This is a genomic window from Massilimicrobiota sp. mt181 (genome assembly GCF_055420065.1).
In genome coordinates, this window is the sequence record NZ_JBVAYN010000002.1 from 52,490 (window position 1) to 72,671 (window position 20,182).

At 33.2% G+C, this 20,182-nt stretch carries 19 protein-coding genes; 6 read left to right on the forward strand and 13 right to left on the reverse strand.

All coding sequences use genetic code 11. From position 1 onward, the window contains the following. Positions 1 to 15: 15 nt before the first annotated feature. The gene (locus ACZYT4_RS01455) at positions 16 to 330 is read right to left on the reverse strand and encodes a hypothetical protein (protein ID WP_463781863.1); all 315 of its coding nucleotides are present in this window, start codon (positions 328 to 330) and stop codon (positions 16 to 18) included. An 89-nt stretch (positions 331 to 419) separates the two neighbouring features. Here ACZYT4_RS01455 and ACZYT4_RS01460 point away from each other — a divergent pair, with 89 nt between their 5' ends. Next, a complete protein-coding gene (locus ACZYT4_RS01460; protein WP_463781864.1) occupies positions 420 to 1,775 on the forward strand; it encodes an MATE family efflux transporter in 1,356 nt (451 codons plus the stop codon). Here the strand turns inward: ACZYT4_RS01460 and ACZYT4_RS01465 are convergent. Then, positions 1,772 to 2,254 (reverse strand): hypothetical protein, encoded by a 483-nt coding sequence (locus ACZYT4_RS01465; RefSeq protein ID WP_463781865.1) that lies wholly within the window; start codon positions 2,252 to 2,254, stop codon positions 1,772 to 1,774. The two genes, ACZYT4_RS01460 and ACZYT4_RS01465, sit on opposite strands and share 4 nt — an antisense overlap. A gap of 277 nt (positions 2,255 to 2,531) precedes the next feature. After that, complete coding sequence (locus tag ACZYT4_RS01470) at positions 2,532 to 3,260, reverse strand: acyl-[acyl-carrier-protein] thioesterase (RefSeq protein ID WP_463781866.1); 729 nt, start codon at positions 3,258 to 3,260, stop codon at positions 2,532 to 2,534. A 124-nt stretch (positions 3,261 to 3,384) separates the two neighbouring features. Between ACZYT4_RS01470 and ACZYT4_RS01475 the strand changes: the two genes are divergently transcribed. Then, positions 3,385 to 3,873 (forward strand): hypothetical protein, encoded by a 489-nt coding sequence (locus ACZYT4_RS01475; protein WP_463781867.1) that lies wholly within the window; start codon positions 3,385 to 3,387, stop codon positions 3,871 to 3,873. 25 nt (positions 3,874 to 3,898) lie between these two features. Here ACZYT4_RS01475 and ACZYT4_RS01480 read toward each other — a convergent pair whose 3' ends face one another. Both ACZYT4_RS01480 and ACZYT4_RS01485 read right to left on the reverse strand, forming a co-directional pair. After that, the gene (locus ACZYT4_RS01480) at positions 3,899 to 5,632 is read right to left on the reverse strand and encodes an ABC transporter ATP-binding protein (RefSeq protein WP_463781868.1); all 1,734 of its coding nucleotides are present in this window, start codon (positions 5,630 to 5,632) and stop codon (positions 3,899 to 3,901) included. Then, positions 5,633 to 7,327 carry an ABC transporter ATP-binding protein gene (locus ACZYT4_RS01485; RefSeq protein ID WP_463781869.1) on the reverse strand — a complete coding sequence of 565 codons (1,695 nt, stop codon included), beginning with the start codon at positions 7,325 to 7,327 and terminating at the stop codon, positions 5,633 to 5,635. 104 nt (positions 7,328 to 7,431) lie between these two features. Between ACZYT4_RS01485 and ACZYT4_RS01490 the strand changes: the two genes are divergently transcribed. From ACZYT4_RS01490 to ACZYT4_RS01500, 3 genes are read left to right on the forward strand one after another with little or no spacing between them, the layout of a single operon-like run. After that, a complete protein-coding gene (locus ACZYT4_RS01490) occupies positions 7,432 to 8,283 on the forward strand; it encodes a LysR family transcriptional regulator (RefSeq protein WP_463781870.1) in 852 nt (283 codons plus the stop codon). 5 nt (positions 8,284 to 8,288) lie between these two features. Then, positions 8,289 to 8,594, forward strand: coding sequence for a hypothetical protein (locus tag ACZYT4_RS01495; protein ID WP_463781871.1), 306 nt, complete (start codon positions 8,289 to 8,291; stop codon positions 8,592 to 8,594). Next, positions 8,575 to 8,994 carry a DUF6120 family protein gene (locus tag ACZYT4_RS01500; protein WP_463781873.1) on the forward strand — a complete coding sequence of 140 codons (420 nt, stop codon included), beginning with the start codon at positions 8,575 to 8,577 and terminating at the stop codon, positions 8,992 to 8,994. Before ACZYT4_RS01495 ends, ACZYT4_RS01500 begins: the two co-directional genes overlap by 20 nt. Positions 8,995 to 9,025: 31 nt before the next feature. Here the strand turns inward: ACZYT4_RS01500 and ACZYT4_RS01505 are convergent, their stop codons facing one another. The 6 genes from ACZYT4_RS01505 to ACZYT4_RS01530 form a co-directional block, all read right to left on the reverse strand. Then, entirely contained in the window at positions 9,026 to 9,913 is an 888-nt protein-coding gene (locus ACZYT4_RS01505; RefSeq protein WP_463781875.1) for a YitT family protein, read from the reverse strand. Beyond that, positions 9,900 to 11,021: a peptide chain release factor 2 gene (gene prfB / locus ACZYT4_RS01510; protein WP_463781877.1), complete on the reverse strand. Its 1,122-nt coding sequence runs from the start codon at positions 11,019 to 11,021 to the stop codon at positions 9,900 to 9,902. The genes ACZYT4_RS01505 and prfB overlap by 14 nt, the downstream gene beginning before the upstream one ends. After that, complete coding sequence (gene secA, locus ACZYT4_RS01515) at positions 11,021 to 13,669, reverse strand: preprotein translocase subunit SecA (RefSeq protein WP_463781879.1); 2,649 nt, start codon at positions 13,667 to 13,669, stop codon at positions 11,021 to 11,023. The genes prfB and secA overlap by 1 nt, the downstream gene beginning before the upstream one ends. A gap of 128 nt (positions 13,670 to 13,797) precedes the next feature. Further along, positions 13,798 to 13,998 (reverse strand): cold shock domain-containing protein, encoded by a 201-nt coding sequence (locus ACZYT4_RS01520; RefSeq protein ID WP_463781881.1) that lies wholly within the window; start codon positions 13,996 to 13,998, stop codon positions 13,798 to 13,800. Positions 13,999 to 14,170: 172 nt separating this feature from the next. Next, positions 14,171 to 14,812 carry a ComF family protein gene (locus ACZYT4_RS01525; protein ID WP_463781882.1) on the reverse strand — a complete coding sequence of 214 codons (642 nt, stop codon included), beginning with the start codon at positions 14,810 to 14,812 and terminating at the stop codon, positions 14,171 to 14,173. Next, complete coding sequence (locus ACZYT4_RS01530) at positions 14,770 to 15,909, reverse strand: helicase-related protein (protein WP_463781883.1); 1,140 nt, start codon at positions 15,907 to 15,909, stop codon at positions 14,770 to 14,772. The genes ACZYT4_RS01525 and ACZYT4_RS01530 overlap by 43 nt, the downstream gene beginning before the upstream one ends. A 125-nt stretch (positions 15,910 to 16,034) precedes the next feature. On the opposite strand from ACZYT4_RS01530, the gene asnB reads away from it, so the two are divergent. Beyond that, complete coding sequence (gene asnB, locus ACZYT4_RS01535; RefSeq protein ID WP_463781884.1) at positions 16,035 to 17,831, forward strand: asparagine synthase (glutamine-hydrolyzing); 1,797 nt, start codon at positions 16,035 to 16,037, stop codon at positions 17,829 to 17,831. Positions 17,832 to 17,839: 8 nt separating this feature from the next. Here asnB and ACZYT4_RS01540 read toward each other — a convergent pair whose 3' ends face one another. Then, positions 17,840 to 19,723 carry a glycerophosphodiester phosphodiesterase family protein gene (locus ACZYT4_RS01540; RefSeq protein ID WP_463781885.1) on the reverse strand — a complete coding sequence of 628 codons (1,884 nt, stop codon included), beginning with the start codon at positions 19,721 to 19,723 and terminating at the stop codon, positions 17,840 to 17,842. 18 nt (positions 19,724 to 19,741) lie between these two features. Next, complete coding sequence (locus ACZYT4_RS01545; RefSeq protein ID WP_463781886.1) at positions 19,742 to 20,152, reverse strand: hypothetical protein; 411 nt, start codon at positions 20,150 to 20,152, stop codon at positions 19,742 to 19,744. Positions 20,153 to 20,182 lie beyond the last annotated feature (30 nt).

Below are 20,182 nucleotides of genomic sequence, written 5' to 3' on the forward strand. Positions count from 1 at the left end.
CTGATAACTTTGTGGCTATTTCATATAAACAGGTTGAAAATAGACCTGTTTGTCTTTCATGACCTGACAAAATGTTCTGGCAAATTTATATAAAAAAGGATACCCCATCTTTCCGGGAGTAAAACATTCAAACATCTGATTCATGATAGCTAAAAAAGCATGTTTTTCAATCTTTGTGATATGAGAATAATAAGCATAAAGATTACTAGCTAAAACACTGGCACAGCCGGCTTTTTGAGCCCATGTTTCTAAAAACCAGTCCTGATTGCCACCATAACCAATCATCTGATCATTTTCATAAATCCTTGTGATTTGAAGTTCTATATCCATCTTTCTAACCTCCATTATAAGGATTTTAACATATTTTAAAAAAGTTGTATAATAGAACTGTTATTGATTACAAACAGGAGGGATCTATATTGGCTAACAATTTTACAGATACAATTAAAAATCAAGGACACCTTTCTTTAAAAGAGAAGCTCAAAATCATTATTCAATTAAGTATTCCAACAATTTTATCACAGATATCTTCTATTCTGATGCAATATATTGATGCAGCTATGGTAGGGCATTTAGGTCCAGATGCATCTGCTTCCATTGGTATTGTCTCTACAAGCAGTTGGTTATTAAGTGGCCTATGTAATGCTATGGCAACAAGCTTTGCAGTTCAAGTCGCACAATTGATTGGTGCTGGTAAACATCAGAAAGCACGTCGCACTTTCAAGCTGGCACTTGTTGTTTCCTTTCTTTTTTCTTGCTTATTATTGTTGATCAGCGTAATGGGTAATCATAGCCTGCTTCGATGGCTGGGTACTGATCCTTCTCTTTTCAATAATGCTTCATCATACTTTTTGGTCTTTACTTTAAGCCTGCCGATTGTCCAAATCAATAGTCTCTGTAATTCCATGTTACAATGCTGTGGAAATATGAAAACACCAAGCATCCTGAATGCTTCAATGTGTGGCTTGGATGTTATTTACAATTTAATCTTTATTCAATATTTTGGGGTTGTTGGTGCTGCCATTGGTACACTTTGTGCACAACTGACAGTCTGTCTTATTAACCTCTGGTATACAACAATGCATTCTCCATTGCTCAAATTCCATAAACAAGAGACTTTAACTATGGACAAAGAGACACTTAAAAATGCTTTTCATATTGGTACACCTTTGGCATTTGAACATATCGCCATCTGTGGTGCTATGATTATGTCAACAAAAATCATTGCGCCATTAGGTACCATTGCGATTGCTGCTCATTCCTTTGCAATTACAGCTGAAAGTTTATGTTATATGCCTGGTTATGGTCTTGAAGCAGCCGCCACAACATTGGTTGGTCAAAGCATTGGTGCACAAAGAGAAGATCTTGCCAAATCATTTTCTAATCTCACAATTGCATTTGGGGCTGTCATCATGGGTATCATTGCCATTCTGATGTTTTTTATATCCCCTTATGTTTTTGCGATGCTGACTCCTGATGTTGCTACACAACAATTAGCCACAGAAGTCTTAAGAATTGAATTATTTGCTGAACCTCTTTATGGAGTCTCTATTGTCGCTTCTGGAGCACTAAGAGGAGCAGGTGACACTTTCATTCCTAGCCTACTGAATCTTTTTAGCATTTGGGGTGTTCGTTTATCTTTATCTGTTCTCTTTGTTCAAAAAATGGGATTACATGGTGTCTGGCTGGCTATGTGTATAGAACTTTGCGTCAGAGGACTTTTATTACTTTACCGTCAACAACGTGGTAAATGGATTCATAAAGCGATGTCTTAGTTTCTCACAAAGATTTTTTCAAACAGCCAATGTGTCAATGGTGCTGCTGCAAACATATTCCAGAAAAAAGCCATCGGAAAGTTTTTTAACAATGTGCCAATAAACAAAGGAATCAATGCCATCACAGATTGTCCACCCATAACAATCTGAAACAAAATTGTTGCAACCATACTCATAGTCGGACACATAATAGAAACAGTTCCAGCCTGACGTAATAATTGACAGATATAGGGTGAATCCTGCTTTGTGGTATGTTTTTCCATAAAACGTTCACCTATTTTATTCCCCCATAAATAAGAGAACAGCAAAACAAATAAACCCATATACAAAGCTTCTTTAAAAGCTTCAACAAGTACATGATAGTTCATGGCATCAAAGCCTCCAAAATTAATGGCCATATTATAAATCTCCATCCCAATGGCCATGGCATAAGACATGATCAATCCAAAAACAAAACCTTGTCCTTTACTTTTTATCATTTTTTTCTTCCTCCTTTTCAATTCATCAAAAAAGCGTACCCTATAAAATAGACTACGCCATAAGACTTATTTCTATTGAAACGAGGATAAACTTCTTCGACTTTTTTATTATAATCAAAAAATAAAATTTGACAAGTTTTTCAAAAGAAAAAGTTGCTTTAAAAAAGCAACTTCATCTTCGATCTGTATTCTTACGGGAAAACGAATACGATTATAGATATTTGGGACATATCTATAATATCATAAATAAAATAAAAATGTTTTCATATTATGAAAATTATCTATCATGAAAATAAATTTCTATTGTGAAATAAACCTCATCTTCCTGATTTCTTCCTTCAATTAAATAACGCTGATGATCTTGAGCCATAAAAATATATACTTTTTCAAGGGGTCTGATTTCTTTACGATAAAGAATATTTAAATCACTGATAAAACAATGATGATGCTGATCAAAATCTATCACATCTAAAGCCCATTGAATATAACGTGTATTATTCATATGCTGATTAATATCCACATCACTATATAAAACTTCTCTTTCTCCTACATAATGCATTTCAAGATCTTTTTGAATAGCTGGTGGTGGAGGTAATTGAATATCATGGTTGACTTCTGGAAACTGAATACCTGCTCTTTTCGGTGGAACCATTCTTCTTTTTTGGATATCTAATAATGTCCATATTGATGAACAGGTTCCAATCAAACGCTGATCTTTTTTAATAAAATAATAACGCGGAAAAGAAACATGTGTTCCTGGGGAAATCGTTGTTGATATTTCAATCGTATCGCGATGACGAATAGGTTCATCCAAATGTAAATATTGTTTTGCTACAACCCATCCATATTTTCCCATCATTTCTTCATTCCAGACACCAAGTTGTGTTGCATTCACTGTCGCAATTTGAGCAAAGCGATTTAAAAGATGATGAAAAAAATACTCTCCCATATCATCAACATCATTGATTTCAATTTGACGTGTTTCATAACTGATTAAATCATTCATTTTTTCACTTCCTTGCTATCTATTATAATAGAAATCTATAAAGATTTCACATATTTTCATTTTTTTCTAGGCGAAATGCAAAATTCTATGTATAATAGAGGAGTATGAAAGGGAGTTTGGTTTTATGCAGGATATTATTTTAATGGTTATTTCATTTCTTTTGGTTCTTATTTTAGCTTGGTTTACATATACTATTGCGAATATTGTTGTGACATTTTTCCGTTGTCGAAAACAAGATCATTCTTTACAGTTCTGCTTTAATACTGCTGGAAAAATCTTTTATATTATTCTCACAATTCTTTATTTAGTTGCTGTGGTGGGTGGTGTCATTGCCATTATATTTGGTATTATTCAAAACAATATCAGCTTCTTCCGTAATGGTCTTAATATTGCTGCCTTATTTACAGTTATCTATGCTTATTTTGCTTCTACAATTGTTTTGGTGGGAAGAAAAAACATCATGGTTGGTAGAATGTTAATTGATTATCGTAAATTAAAGAAAGTCAATTTTACTTACAATAATAAAGTTACTTTTGTTTATGCACAAAATGACTATAGTTTCCCAACACGTTTTGTAGATAAAACAAAATTAAGAAAAATGATTTCTCGATAATAAAACACGAACAAAAGTTCGTGTTTTATTTTTGACTTTCAAACTGACTATAATATAAATGATGATAAAAACCATGTTTCTCTAATAAATCAAGATGTTTTCCCTGTTCAATAATATGACCATGATTCATAACCAGAATCTGATCAGCTTTTTGAATAGTCGATAAACGATGAGCGACAATAAAAGTTGTACGTCCTTCCATCATCATATCAAAAGCATCTTGAATCTGTCTTTCAGTACGTGTATCAATAGAGCTTGTCGCTTCATCTAAAATCAACATTGGAGGTTGTACCAGCATAATACGTGCAATACATAAAAGCTGTCTTTGTCCCTGAGAAAGATTCCCACCATCCTCACTGATCATTGTTTCATATCCATCTTTTAACTGCATAATAAATTTATGAGCATGTGCTTTTTTAGCTGCTTCTATGATTTCCTCATCTGTTGCTTCTTTTCCATAAGCAATATTATCCTTGATTGTTCCCTGGAATAACCATGAATCCTGTAAAACCATACCATATAAACTGCGAACATATTCTCGACTCATTTTCTGAATATCAACACCATCAATGAGAATTTGTCCATTTACAGGATGATAGAAACGCATCAACAAATTAATTAAGGTTGTTTTGCCACAACCTGTAGGTCCGACAATGGCAATCGTTTGACCTGGCAAGGCTTCTATATTTAAATCCTCTATCAATGGCTGATCAGGCTGATAAGAAAAATAAAGATTTTTGATTTCTACATGTCCTTTGACCTGTGGTAATGTCTGTGTATGCTCTTCTTTCTTTTCTGAAGGTGTATCCAACAGTTTAAAAACTCTTGCAGCACAGGCAAATGCTGTCTGTAATTCTGTAAAGACATTGGATATTTCGTTGAATGGCTTTGTATATTGATTAGCATAACTTAAGAAGCTGGATAAAGCTCCTACACTCATATAACCACCCATGACATACAATGAACCGGCAATACAGACACTGGCATAAACAATATTATTGACAACACGTGTACTTGGATTTGCTAATGCTCCTAAAAATTGAGATTTCACTCCACTGACGTAGACACGCTGATTGATTTCTTCAAAGCGCTGCTGATTCTTATCTTCATATCCATAGGCTTTAATGACTTTTAAACCACCTATCATCTCTTCAACATAGGCTCCCAGTTCCCCTCTTAAAGCCAGCTGCTCTTGAAAGAATTTATATGTCTTATTGGCAATAATCGTTGCCACAACAAGTGAAAGAGGCGTTAAAACAATGACAATCAAAGCCACTGTTGCCTGAATATATAACATAAAACAAATTGTTCCTATGATCGTCGCTAAACCATTAAATAAATGAGTAAATCCCTGTAAAAGTCCATCACCAATTAAATCAATATCATTAATCATACGACTTAATAAATCACCATGAGGATGAGCATCAATATAACTTAATGGTAAAGTTGAATATTTTTCAAACAACTGATCACGTAAATCTTTTGTAATGGAATAAGTCATACGATTAGAAAGTCTGACCACTAACCAGTCAAAAAATTCAGCAATCACAACACTGGCTAATATCCAAAGCATTTTTTGAAACAGTAAATCAAACTGAACAAGACCTTTTCCAATAATATGATCAACTGCCTGTCCAATCAATACAGGTGTTAGTAATGTAAAAATAATCTGTCCTGATGAACATATCAAAGCCAAATATAAATATTTCATATAAGGAGCGCAAAATGATAATAAACGCTTGATTGTTTTTTTATCCATTTATGCCACCTCCTGTGATAACTGAGATCTGACAATCTGCTGATAGATTGTACAATCCTGCATTAACTGTTCATGTGTTCCAATTCCTGCCAGTTCTCCATGACTCAAGACAAGAATTTTATCTGCGTGCATTAATGCACTGACTCTTTGAGAGACAATAATTGTTGTTTGGGGAAGTGTTGCGATGGCTTTTCGTAAAGCTGCATCCGTTGCAAAATCCAAAGCACTGGCACTATCATCCAAAATCAACAGTTCTGGTTTTCTCACCAGCGCTCTTGCAATCGTTAAACGCTGTCTTTGCCCACCAGAAAGATTATGTCCACCCTGAGTAATCTGACTTTCAACACCATCTTTCCACTCTTCCACAAAAGACGCCTGAGCCAACTGTAAAGCCTGATGAATATCTTCATCACTGGCATTTTCTTTTCCAAAACAAAGATTTTCTCTGATTGTCCCACTAAACAATAAAGCCTGTTGAGGCACAAAGCCAATCATTTGTCTTAAAGAAGATAATGAGTATTCTTCGATAGGAAGACCTTTGATATAAATTTGACCTTCTGTTGCTTCATAAAAACGTGGAATCAAATGGATAAGAGTTGATTTTCCAGAACCTGTTCCCCCTATAATTCCTATAGTTTCACCTTTTTCAATCGTAAAAGATAAATCTGAAAGGGCATGACTTCCCTGATAGGAAAAACTGACATGATCAAATGTCACTAATGGTTCATGATTATCAACGATTTGTTTTTGACCACTGCGGATTGTCGGTTGAATGCTTAAAACTTCCTGAACACGTTTATAACTTGCTGTTGCCTTATTATAAATGACAATCACATTCGCAAAGGCAAACATAGACAAAAGAATCTGATTCATATAATTAATTAAAGCAATGACTTCTCCCTGTGTCAGACTGCCACTATAAACTTGAATGCCACCAGCATACAAAATCACAAGAATTGCACAGTTAACAATTACACTGGTACTTGGATTCAATAATGCCGATAATTTTCCAACATTCATCTGCATATCTTTTTGACTTTGTGTTGCCTCATAAAAACGCTGTTTTTCCTGTTGTTGTTTTGAAAAAGCACGAATAACACGAATTCCTGATAAATTCTCTCTACATATGAGGGAAACATGATCCAGCTGCTTTTGAATTTTCAAATACAGAGGTAATGAACGTGACATCACCCAATAGATGGCTAAAGCCAATAATGGTGCTGCACAAACAAAAATCAAAGCAATCTGAGCATTGATACGAAATGCCATGACTAATGAACCTAAAATCAAAAAAGGTGAACGTGATGCCAAACGAATTGTCATCGCTACTGCCAACTGTAATTGATTGGTATCATTTGTTATACGTGTCATCAATGAAGGAATACCAATTTCATCAATAGATTCATAATCATATTGATTAATAGCTTTGAACATATCATTACGTAAATATGTGCCAAATCCTTGAGATGTCTTAGAGGCAAAATATTGACAAACAAGGGCACAGGCATAACCCATAAATGCTAAACCCAATAACAAAGCACCTCTTTTCAGGATATAGGATTGACTCTGATTTTGAATTCCCACATCAATAATATCTGCCACAACAATGGGAACAACCAATTCAAAAAAAGCTTCTATCATTTTAAACAAAAAACCACATATAGCTTGTTTGCGATATGGTTTTAAATATTTCATCCACATTTTCATCAGTCCTTTCTTGATTTATTATAGCGAAAAATGTATTATATGTATAATATATATAAAATATATTTTTCATACTTTTAAAATATGGTGATACGATGGACATTAAACAAATGATTTATTTTAAAACAATTGTTGAAGAAGGAACAATATCTAAGGCTGCCCAAACATTACATATGGCACAGCCTCCTTTGTCTATGCAATTAAAACAACTTGAAGAAGAGTTGGGTGTGACTTTATTAAAAAGAGGACATCGCAAGGTAGAAATGACACAATCTGGTAAGATTTTTTATAAAAGATGTTTACAGATGATTTCTTTAAGTGAAAGAACTTTTCATGAAATACAAGATATGCAAAAGGAAGTTTTAAGAATTGGTGTCACATCTTCCAATTCTGCTACTCTACCATCTTACCTTCTTCATGACCAATCTTTTTCACATTTCCTATTTCGTATCTATGAAGGCACAACCTATGAGATCATTGATCTTTTGATGAGCCAACAGATTGATTTAGGAATTGTTCGTACACCTTTTGATCAAAGTCAGTTAAACTGCTATCCAATGGCGAGTGAACCAATGTGGGCAATTGGCCATCCTGATTTATTAAGTCCAGACATGACATCCATTCAAGATTATCAGGATAAGCCTTTAATTGTTCATCAGCGTTATTTAGCTCTTATCACTGATTATTGCCTGAATCTTCATTTTAATCCCTATATTAAAATGACATGTGACGATTCTCGTACATCCCTGCAGTGGGCCAAGGCTGGTTTAGGAATTGCGATTGTGCCACAAAATATTTTAAGTTTCTGGCAAGATGAGCATTTTATTCAGGTCATGCTTGAAGACCAGGCACTAAAAACAGATATCACTTTCATTACAAGACAAAATGAAGTTTTAGATAACAAAACACAAAAACTCATTCATTTATTAACCCATCAGAAAGGATAGAACACATGCAAGCATCACAATTTATTAATTTAGAAATTATTATTTTAAAACTTTTAAAAAACAATGATTTAAGCAGTGAACAATTGTATCAGTTCTTTGAAAAATACTTTACAATCACAGAAGGTGAACTTTTAACAGCTTTGTTTTTTCTTTATGAAATGGATTTGATTTCTATCAATACATCCCAAGATACAATGATTTATCATATTGAAGAAGCAGGATGTGTCAGATATACAACTTTAAAAAGAGAATATCAAAATATCTATCACTCTATGGAGGACATATTTCAAAATGAAAAAGACAAAATTTAGCCAAAAAGAAGCCAAAAATTATTATCAGAAGCTTTATAAATCATTTCCATTACATCATGCACAGGAAAAAAAGTTTCTTGCTTTTTTCAAAAAAAGACTTTTAGAATATGAAAAGCTATATCCACATGCCACACAACAGGATTACCTGCAACATTTTGGTTTACCAGAAGATATTATTTTCTCCTTTTATCAGCATTATGATAATCATTATGTCATTACTCATATGAAATCACGAAAAGTAATTCAATATACTTGCCTTATTCTTATTCCTGTCATATTATCATTAGTCTTTTATCTGTTTTATACAACCTATCGTTACTATCAGGACTATATGGAAAGCTATCCAGCTTATGAAGAAGAAATTATTTATGATTATGGGACTATTCCTATGAACGAATAAAAAAGATGTAGAGTTAAATTCTACATCTTTTTTAGGATACGTGATCTCTTATTTGTTTATCTAAATCAATATTAGGCAAAGTAAATCCTCTACCTTTGACACTATGAATTTCACTACCAATAATAAAGGCTGTTGGATCAATATTCATAACCAAATCATTAATAACTGGATATTCACGATTATTCACAACACATAAGACAGCTTTTTGTTGGTCATGGAAATATCCTGTTGTAACATTCACAAATGTACAACCACGATCAACTTCTGAGAAAATAGCTTCAGCAATTTCTTCATGATGGGCAGAAATCACAAGAACCTGAAGATTTTTTTCACCAAAAATTGTGACCTTATCCAAAACAATGGCTGTAATAAAGACAGTGAGAATTCCGTATAAAATACCTTCAAAGCTGGTAAAGAAAATCTGTCCTAATAAAACAACAACATCAAAGAAATAAACACAAACACCTAAAGGAATATGAAATTTTTTATTGATGATGAGGGGTGGGATATCCGTTCCACCAGTACTATAACCAACACGGAAAACAATTCCACAGCCTAAACCAGTAAATAAACCAGCATAAATGGCTGAAAGAAGCATATCGGATGTAATATGCTGTAATTGTGGAATGGATTCAAACATAGCCAGGAAAAATGGGAAAACAATAGAACTTAAAATCGTTCCCGCTGCAAATTTTTTACCTAGGACTACAAATCCCAACAATAACATCACCATATTAATGATAAAAACAATGGTAGCATAATTGACTTCAATAAATTCACAAATAATTAATGCAATCCCTGTTGCTCCTGCAACAATTAACTGTGAAGGAACTGCAAAAACAGCAACACCAAATGCCAATATCAAATTTCCTAATAAGACAATAAAAGTATCACGAGCCAAACGTTTAACTTGATGCATCTGCTCCCTCCTTGACTATTGATTTTAAATAAGCATATATACAATCATCTAAATCCCCATCCAAAATGGCCTTTGGATTATTAGATTCATAACCACTACGATTATCTTTAACCATAGAATAAGGATGCAAGACATAAGAACGAATCTGACTTCCCCATTCAATAGCTTTTTGTTCTCCTTTGATTTCATTCAACTGTGAAGCCTGTTTTTCTAACATCAGCTGATAAAGTTTAGATTTGAGCATAATCATTGCTTGTTCACGATTTTGAATCTGAGATCGCTGTGATTGACAAGTGACAACAATATTTGTTGGTAAATGAGTAATACGAATAGCAGAATCCGTTTTATTGATGTGCTGTCCCCCTGCTCCAGAGGCACGATATGTATCAATACGTATATCATGAGGATCAATCTCAATTTCTATATCATTATCAAACTCTGGCATCACATCCACAGATGCAAAAGACGTATGACGACGTTTTGACGCATCAAATGGTGAAATACGAACTAGACGATGAACCCCTTTTTCAGCTTTTAAATGTCCATAGGCATTATATCCAACGATACGCAAGCTGACAGATTTCAGACCAGCTTCTTCTCCATCCAGATAATCCAAAACTTCAATCTTCCATCCCTTTTTATCTGCATATCTTTGATACATACGCATCAGCATTGCAGCCCAGTCCTGTGATTCTGTTCCACCAGCTCCTGGATGAATTTCTAACAATGCATTATGGTGATCATACTCACCAGAAAATAATAATGTTTTTTCAAACTCGTCCATTGCTTTTTCAAAACGCTGATAATCATCATCCAGCAATGCTTTAAAATCAGAATCATCACTTTCTTTCACATACTGATAAGTTTCTTCTAATTCATTTAAATCATGAACGAGTTGTTCATAAGTTTCAACTTTCTTTTTCATATCATTAAGCTGATCATAAATTTTTCTGGCATGATTTTGATCATTCCAAAAATTCTCATCCATAGTTTGTACAGTTAAGCCTTCAATTTCTCTTTTCAATCCATCGATATCAATAGAAATAAAAAGTTCATTGAGCAAAGAACGGGCTTTTTCAAGCCCATTCTTCATTTCATATAATTCCATTAATCTGCTTTAAATTCCAATTCAATTTGAACAGCAGGAATCTGTTTTTCCTGTTCACTACCAGGCGCAATACCCATATGAACAATATTTCTTGTAATATCTTGAGAAATTGATTTTGTCATTTCTTCAAACATATAAAAGGCTTCTTCTGTATATTCCTGAAGTGGATCTCTTTGTGCATAAGCACGTAAATAGATACCATTTCTTAATTTTTGCATTGCATCAATATGATTAATCCATGTATGATCAATCACACCTAATAAAACACGTCTTTCATAATCCAATTTAATTTCAGGTGGTAAATTCTTATTAAATCTGTTTTGATATTGCATATAAACAATTTCTGATAAACTGTTTGCTAATTTCTTTGAATCATGTTCAACTGGTTCTTTATTCTTAGCTGAAAGAGAAGCTAATAACATATAATTTTTAGAAATATAATTTAAAGCACCATCAACATCAACATTTTCTTTCTTACCATCATGTTTTGTAAAACGGCTGACACTGTCTTCAACAGCCTGTTCAAACATACCTTTGACAATTTGACTCAAATCTGTCTGAGACATAATATCATCACGTTCTTTATACATAATTTCACGTTGTTGACGCATCACATCATCATATTGTAATAACTGTTTACGAATGTCAAAGTTTTGTCCTTCTACACGTTTTTGCGCATTTTCAATAGATTTTGTGACCATTTTACTTTCAATAGCTTCGTCTTCTAAGAATGAACCCATTCTTTCTTTCATCTTTTCACTCGCAAAACGTTGCATTAATTCATCTTCAAAAGAGACAAAGAATAGTGAACATCCTGGATCTCCCTGACGTCCTGAACGTCCTCTCAACTGGTTATCGATACGGCGTGATTCATGTCTTTCACTACCAATGACCATTAAACCACCAATTTCTGGAACACCTTCACCTAATTTGATGTCTGTTCCACGACCTGCCATGTTTGTCGCAATTGTGACAGCACCCATCACACCAGCTTTTTCGATAATTAAAGCTTCTTTCGCATGGTTTTTAGCATTCAAGACATTATGTTTAATTCCACGTTTATTCAACATCTTACTTAATAATTCAGAAGTTTCTACAGAAACAGTTCCCAATAAAATTGGTTGTCCATAACTATGACGTTTTTCAACCTCATCACAAATTGCTTTATATTTTGCAGATTGTTTTGCGAAAACCAAATCAGGTTTATCATCACGAATAACAGGTTTATTCGTTGGAATTTCAATAACACGCATATTATAGATTGTTCTGAATTCTTCTTCTTCTGTTTTTGCTGTTCCAGTCATACCAGCCAGTTTATTAAACAATCTAAAGAAGTTCTGATAAGTAATCGTTGCCAGCGTTACTGTTTCTTCTTTAATAGGAACGCCTTCTTTGGCTTCAATGGCTTGATGTAATCCATCACTATAAGCACGACCTGGCATTACACGTCCTGTAAACTGATCGATAATCATAATGCTGGCATTACGTATATCATGACTTCCATCTTCTGTCGCAATCATGTATTCCACATCACGCGTCATTGTATAATTGGCTTTCAATGCCTGATTAATATGATGCACTAAAGCTGTATTTTCTGGATCATATAAGTTTTTGATTTTAAATGATTTTTCTGCCTTACTAATCCCTTGTGCTGTTAAAGAGACTGTCTTGCTTTCAATATCAACTTCATAATCCTTTTCATTGATCAATGATTTGACGAAACGGTCAGCCTGAATATATAAAGCAGCTGTATTTTTCTTACCACCAGAAATAATTAATGGTGTTCTTGATTCATCAATTAAAATAGAGTCAACCTCATCTACCAATGCAAAGTTTAAAGGTCTTAATACTTTATCTTCTAATCTTGTCACCATATTATCTCTTAGATAATCGAAACCAAGTTCAGCATTTGTTGTATAAGTAATATCACAAGCATGTTGGGCACGTTTTTCATCTTTTGTCAGTTCTCTTTTATTTAATCCAACTGTCAATCCTAAAAACTCATAAACTTTTCCATTATCAGTCTTATCACGTTCAGCCAGATAATCATTGACTGTGACAACATGAACACCTTGTCCTGTTAAAGCATTTAAATAAACTGGGAAAATGGAAGTTAAAGTTTTTCCTTCACCTGTTTTCATCTCTGCAATATCTCCATTATGAAGTGATATTGCTCCCATTAACTGAACCTTAAAAGCTTTGAGTCCTAATCGTCTATAAGCTGCTTCACGTACTGTTGCATAAGCTTCAATCAATAAATCATCCAAACTTTCTCCATTTTGTAGACGTTCTTTAAAAAGATCAGTCTGATGAGCCAATTCTTCATCACTCATTGCCTGATATTTTGGCTCTAATTCCATAATCTTTAATGCTTGTTTTTCCAAAGTCTTTAATATTTTATTATCTTGTGAAAAAGCCTTTTTAATGGAACCGAATAATCCTTTCTTTTCTTTTTGTGGTGTCGTATTGAATTCAATTGGTTGAGATGGCTTTTTGACAACATCATCAAATGTTTCTACTTCAACCTCATCACCTAAATCATCATTTAAATCCACAATTTCTGCATTAGGATTTAATCCAAGTTCTTCTAATTCTTTGACTTCTTTCTTTTTTAATTGTTTTCTAATTTCCTGTTTTTTACTTGCCATGAATAAATCTCCTTTCATGCATACTAAAACATTTCACATTATAGCATAGAATGATGAGAAAACAAAGTCAATATCATGTAAAATTATTTCACAAAATAAAAAGAGATATGTCTTAAACATACCCCTCTTTATGAGATTTTGACAACATGTTTAGCCTGTAAACCTCGTTCAGTGGAATGAAGTTCAAATTCTACCATTTCACCTTCATTTAAAGATTTATATCCATCCTGAATGATTTGACTATAATGAACAAAAACATCTTTTCCTTCACCTCGATCAATGAATCCAAATCCTTTTTCAGCGTTAAACCATTTCACTTTACCTTGCATATTCACAACTCCTTTACTTCATGGTTGTGTTTATTATAAATGATTGATTTTAAAAAAGAACACTCTTCTTGTCGAAGGATTCTCTTTTTATCATCTATTACCCAGGAAATAAGTTTCTTTTCAACAAAAACACTGTCAATTTCATCCATCATAACAGAATGTACATTTCTTTTTAGAAATGTACATAGCTTTTTGTTGAAAGAACCAGCAGTTCTATGCTTGCCGGATGACAGCTTTCAACAAGAGATAAACAGGTTGAAAGTGTGGCTGATGAGGTGATCACATCATCAAAAATCAATACTTTTTGTCCTTGAAGCTGTTCTTTATGATGAATATCTATTTTCTTTGAAACTTCTTGCCTATTGTGATAGGATAGCCCACTTTGTTTATACTTTTCTTTTTTATAAAGACCAGTAAAGACATGTTGCGAAAATGTTTGTGCAATGGCTTGCATAGGCGCAAAGCCACGGACTTCATTATCCTGTGATGAGCTAGGGGCTACTGCGATGATATGCTCATCATATTTCATTCTTAACTCTGATAGATATAAGCAAAGAAAAGCATCTTTGAGAGCATAATCGTAAAGTCCTTTATATTGGTATAATAAAGTTCTAAAGAAATCGTTATATTCATAAAGAATTCTTAAAGGATAGTGATGAAAAGTTGTCTGAAAATCAAGAATATGAAATTGTGATAGACAGTCAGGACAAAGTGCCAGAGGATATAGATAATGGGATAAGGAGATTGTCTGTAAGAGTGGACGATGACAGATTAAACATTCATTTTGTTGAGCTTTTTGAGTGTATGGATACATTGTCTTATTGAGGAGGTATGTTCACTTGACAGAATATAAACATGACCTTGAGGATGAGAAATCTTTCGTCCTACTCTTCCTGCCATCTGTATCAATGTACGACGATCAAACAGAGCATGTTCTCCATGATAGATAATGACTTGAACATCTTCGATAGTGATACCACGTTCTAATAATGATGTTGAAACAATAACATCAAGTTGTCCATCCTTAAGTTCCTTGAGTGTTTCTTGATTATGTGAATGCTGTGAAGAAACACCTTTGACTTTGAAAGAAGTATGTGACTGTATCTGTTTAACAACTCTATCAACATCTTCAATCAATGGCACAAAAACAATGGCTTTCTTTTTGAGTCGAAAAAGCAACCATTTTAAAACAAAGTGCTGTAAGCAACGCGGACATAAAATCATCTGAGGTACTGGGAGATCATAGCCATGATATCTGCGATTCATAATTAGTAATTCTTCATCTTTTATGTCCTCTCTTACAAATGTTGCACTGAGTTTCACATATTGACCATTGCAACAACGCATAAACAGTTCCTGTAAAACTTCATTTCCATAAAACGGGAAAGCATCTACTTCATCAGCAATCATCAGATCAAAACCGCTTTGTTCAAAACGGTAGAGTTGGTGCATTGTACAAATCATCAGCTGGGCTTCAATATTTTTCATATATCCACCATAGACCACACCTATATCAACCTGTAAAAATGCTTCCTGAATACGCTGATAAAGTTCTTTGACTAATTCTTTACGCGGTATACAAAAGCAGACACGATCACCTTTTTGCAGGGCATATTGAATCAATTCAAAGACAATTTCTGTTTTTCCAGATCCACATACGGCCAAAACGAGGGAATGACGATGATGCTGATAATTTTCAACAAGCTGTCTGGATATTGTCTTTTGAGCTGAAGATAACTCAAAATCAAGAAAATAATCAATTTTCTTTTGAGGATAATGATGTTGTTTGTGTTGTGTGTTCGTATCCTCTATCCAGACACGATGAAACATAATACACTGACGACAGTAATACTTTCCATTCAATGGATAAAGACGTTTGACATTACGGTTATGACATCTTGGACATTCCACTTTCCATCACCCATGTGTATCATAACATGAATTTCATCTGATAAAATCTCAAGTTCGTCTTATTTTTTTCTCTTAGCTGTTTCATATTTTTGATTTTTCTTCATACATTATATGGGGTGAAATCTATGTGTGGTATTATAACAATTTGTAATTATTCAAAACAATTACTTCATTATGATGAGAAAATCATGACAATGACAAAATTATTACAGAAACGAGGTCCAGATCATACGGGCTATTTTATGACGCCTCATTGTCTAATGAGTCATACACGTTTAGCAATTATTGATTTAAAAAATGGTAACCAGCCTCTTTTATATACACATCAGCAGAAAACATATCGTATGGTTTATAATGGTGAACTTTACAATATGATTGAAATCAAAAATCACTTGATTGAACTTGGTTATTCTTTTCAGACAACCAGTGATAGTGAAGTGGTATTGGCTGCTTATATTGAATATCAGGAAAATTGTCTGGACTTATTAGAAGGCATCTTTGCATTTGTGATTGATGATGGAGAAAAACTTTTTGCGGCAAGGGATCCTTTAGGTGTCAAACCACTTTACTATACATTAAAAGATGGCACTTTATTGATCGCTAGTGAAATCAAAAGTCTATTGAGTTATCTGGGAGAAGCTGCTGTGGATGAACAGGGTGTCAAAGAATTACTTGGATTAGGGCCAAGCTTAACACCAGGTTTAACAGTTTATAAAAATATCTACTCATTAAGACCCGGATACTTCCTTTATTTTCAAAAAGACATTCATACCCAATGTTATTGGAAACTTCATGATGAAAAACATGATGAAAATCTACCTGATACCATCGCCCATGTCAGACATCTCGTTATTGAAAGTATTCAACATCAATTATTAAGTGATGTACCTCTTTCCTGTATGTTATCGGGTGGTTTAGATTCCAGTATCATTACTGCCATCACTTCTCAATATATTCGTCCACTGGCAACTTACAGTATTACTTATGAAGACCAGGATAAATATTTTCAAGCCTATGATTATCAGACAACCATGGATGATGATTATATTCAAAAAATGACAAGTCGTTACAAAACACATCATCAATCCGTTATTTTAAAACAAAGTGATCTTGTTGATGCATTAAAAGAGGCATTGATTGCTAGAGACATGCCAGGAATGGCTGATATTGATGCAAGCTTTTTGTTATTTGCAAAAGAGATTTCTAACCAGCATAAGTTAACACTTTCTGGTGAATGTGCTGATGAAATCTTTGGTGGTTATCCATGGTTCTATAAAAAAGAACTCTATCAGCAGCCCTATTTTCCTTGGATGCGAGACTTAGATAAAAAACTGGATATGTTTAATGAGAAAGTCAAAAAACTACAACTAAAAGATTATATCATTGATCGTTATACAAAAAGCCTTCAGGAAATTCCAACAGATCAGCCTAAAAAACAAATGATTTATTTAAATACACAATGGTTTATGCAAACACTTTTAACTCGTGCCGACAGTCAAACAATGCGTGCTTCTTTAGAAGTGCGTGTTCCATTTGCTTCAACAAAAATACTTCAATATCTTTATAATATGCCAACAGAATATATGTTTGTCAATGGTGAAGAAAAAGGTATCTTACGTCAAGCTTTTGCAGACTTTTTACCATCAGAAATCAGTCATCGTAAAAAGAATCCTTATCCTAAAACCCATTCACCTCTTTATTCACAACTCATTGAAGATAAATTAAAAGAATCTTTAAAAGATTCTTCTAATATTCTTTTCCAATTCTTTGATAGAAAAAAACTACAGACATTCATTGATACACATGGTCAAAGTTTTACAGTCCCATGGTTTGGTCAACTGATGATGGGTCCACAATTAATGGCTTATTTTTATCAGATTTATTTATGGGGAAAAATTTATCATATCCAATTAGAATTTTAAAAATCTCTTCACAACATTTCAAAACGCATCCTATCAGAAGATAGAATGCGTTTTGAATAATAAGCATAAGGATATTTTTGCATATATTCATCAATTTCTTGTCTTGCTAGATCAGGATAGTTAGTAATTAATCCACTCACTCCCATCTCTAAATACTGACGCATTTTCTTGGTATCATTAACTGTCCATACATAGATAGGAAGCATCTGTGAAGTCGCCTTTTGAATCAGTGATGTACTGGCACGATTTTCTTCAATTGCCAAAAAATCTATATTCATATCCCATATACTATCATCAATGTCTCCAATACTTCCATAAATACAATAGCCAATCCACCAATGAGGATACAATTGATGCAAATATTCTACACTGTCATAATGCAATGACATAAAAATTGCCTGATTTGAAAAATGATAACGATTGATGATTTCAACCATTGATTCAACCAATTGCTGATAATTATCTTGAGTTGGTTTTAATTCAATCAAAAGACGTATATTCATTTGTTCCTGCTGCATTTTTTCAATCAGATGTTCTAATGTAATAGGACTCGCTGTCATTTGCTGATCTTTTAATGTTATATCTTCAAATTCCTGAGCCGTTAAATCAGAAACAGCTGCCAAAGAGTCCGATAATCTTGACATTGTATGATCATGATAAACAACAGGTATTCCATCTTGAGAAAGCTGAATATCAATTTCAGCAAAGTCTGCACCACACTGATCTGCATTTTTAACGGCTTCATAAGTATTTTCAATAGCATAGCCAGATCCCCTATGTCCTATACTCCAAGGATAGTGAATTCTGGAATCCTGATACAAATAAATAATACTCACAATAACGAGGCAAACGACTCCTACAATACCAATATATTTTTTATATTTCTGATACCATTGATGATGAAAAATTGTATTTTTTATTTTTTCAATAGACGTAAATGAGCCTTGCTTAAAATGTGATAAGAATTGTCTGAGTCTTGTTGTATCTATCGTCATATCCTGAATCGTGACAATACGTTTTTCATACTGACAAAACATAATAACGAAATAGCGAATAAAGAAAATCATCGCAACTGTAGATATCAGATAAATCATGATATATTGAAAGACACTATATCGAAATGAAACAAAATGAATGAAATATTTGATAAAATAAAAATTAAAATCACGATTATGAAGCAATGGATAAGGCAAAACATTCATAATAGCTGTCTCTACGCCTACCCATAAACCAATGCATAAAAGAATATAAATTTTTTGTTTCCAATTAATTTGTTTTATCAAATGATAGCTTTTTTTCACTGCTGATGGAAATGAAATACGTTCAAAAAACAAATAAAAAGGAACAAATAAAGTCACAATAAAAAGTCCATAGTAAAGCAAATAAATAAGAAAAATCAGACATTGTCCACTCAATGTTAATTGTAGTTCACTAAAAATAAAAGTGGGAATATCCCATCTTGGGATATAATTATTTAAAAAGCCAACATGAACGAGAGGTAATAATAAAATCATATAAAGACCACTTAAAATAAATGAAGGCTTGTGAATATATTGAAGGGATTGAAAACTTTTTAAAACCACTTCTTTTAATGAGTAAGAACGTTGCTGATATTCTAATGTAATCAACTGCACAACAACATAAAGATTATAATAAACCAAAAGCATCATGCTTAATGATAAAATCAATAAAACAATGATACCGGGTATTGAAAGAAAAACTTGTATGATATTTTGATTAAAGGCAATACCTACAGAAGAATGCTGTAAATATTGCTTTAAAATCCATCTGAGTAACGGACTAAAGAAAAAGAGAATCATGATTTTATAGATAATTTCAAATTGTAGAACATTCTTTAATAAAGTCTTATATTTTCTCTTTTCCAAAATCATCACTCCCCTTTTTATCTATCATATAAATTCTTTTGCATTTGTCAAATCTATTTCCTGAAAATAGTATCTAAAAATGAAAAATGTTAAAAACATGCATATCACAGCTATATAGAATTCAGGATAACACAAATCTAAACTCAGACGCAAATCGAAAGCTCCTGATACAGTAAAAATATGCCATGTAAAAAATTCATATATTTCCATCGCTGCAATACCAATAAGTCCAATATAAGTCAATTTATAGGCATTCTCTCCAAAACGAAGCCATATACCTGCTAGTGTTATGAAAATACATGTGACAGCAATAGGATTATTTAAAAGAATCAGACCTGACACAACAATATCTGTACGTGTATCTCCAAACCAATTCATAAATATCGTTGATAAACTTAATAGAAAAATGATTGTCATCATCACTTTGTTTTTCATTTTCATCATCTCCTATTTATCAGTATACTT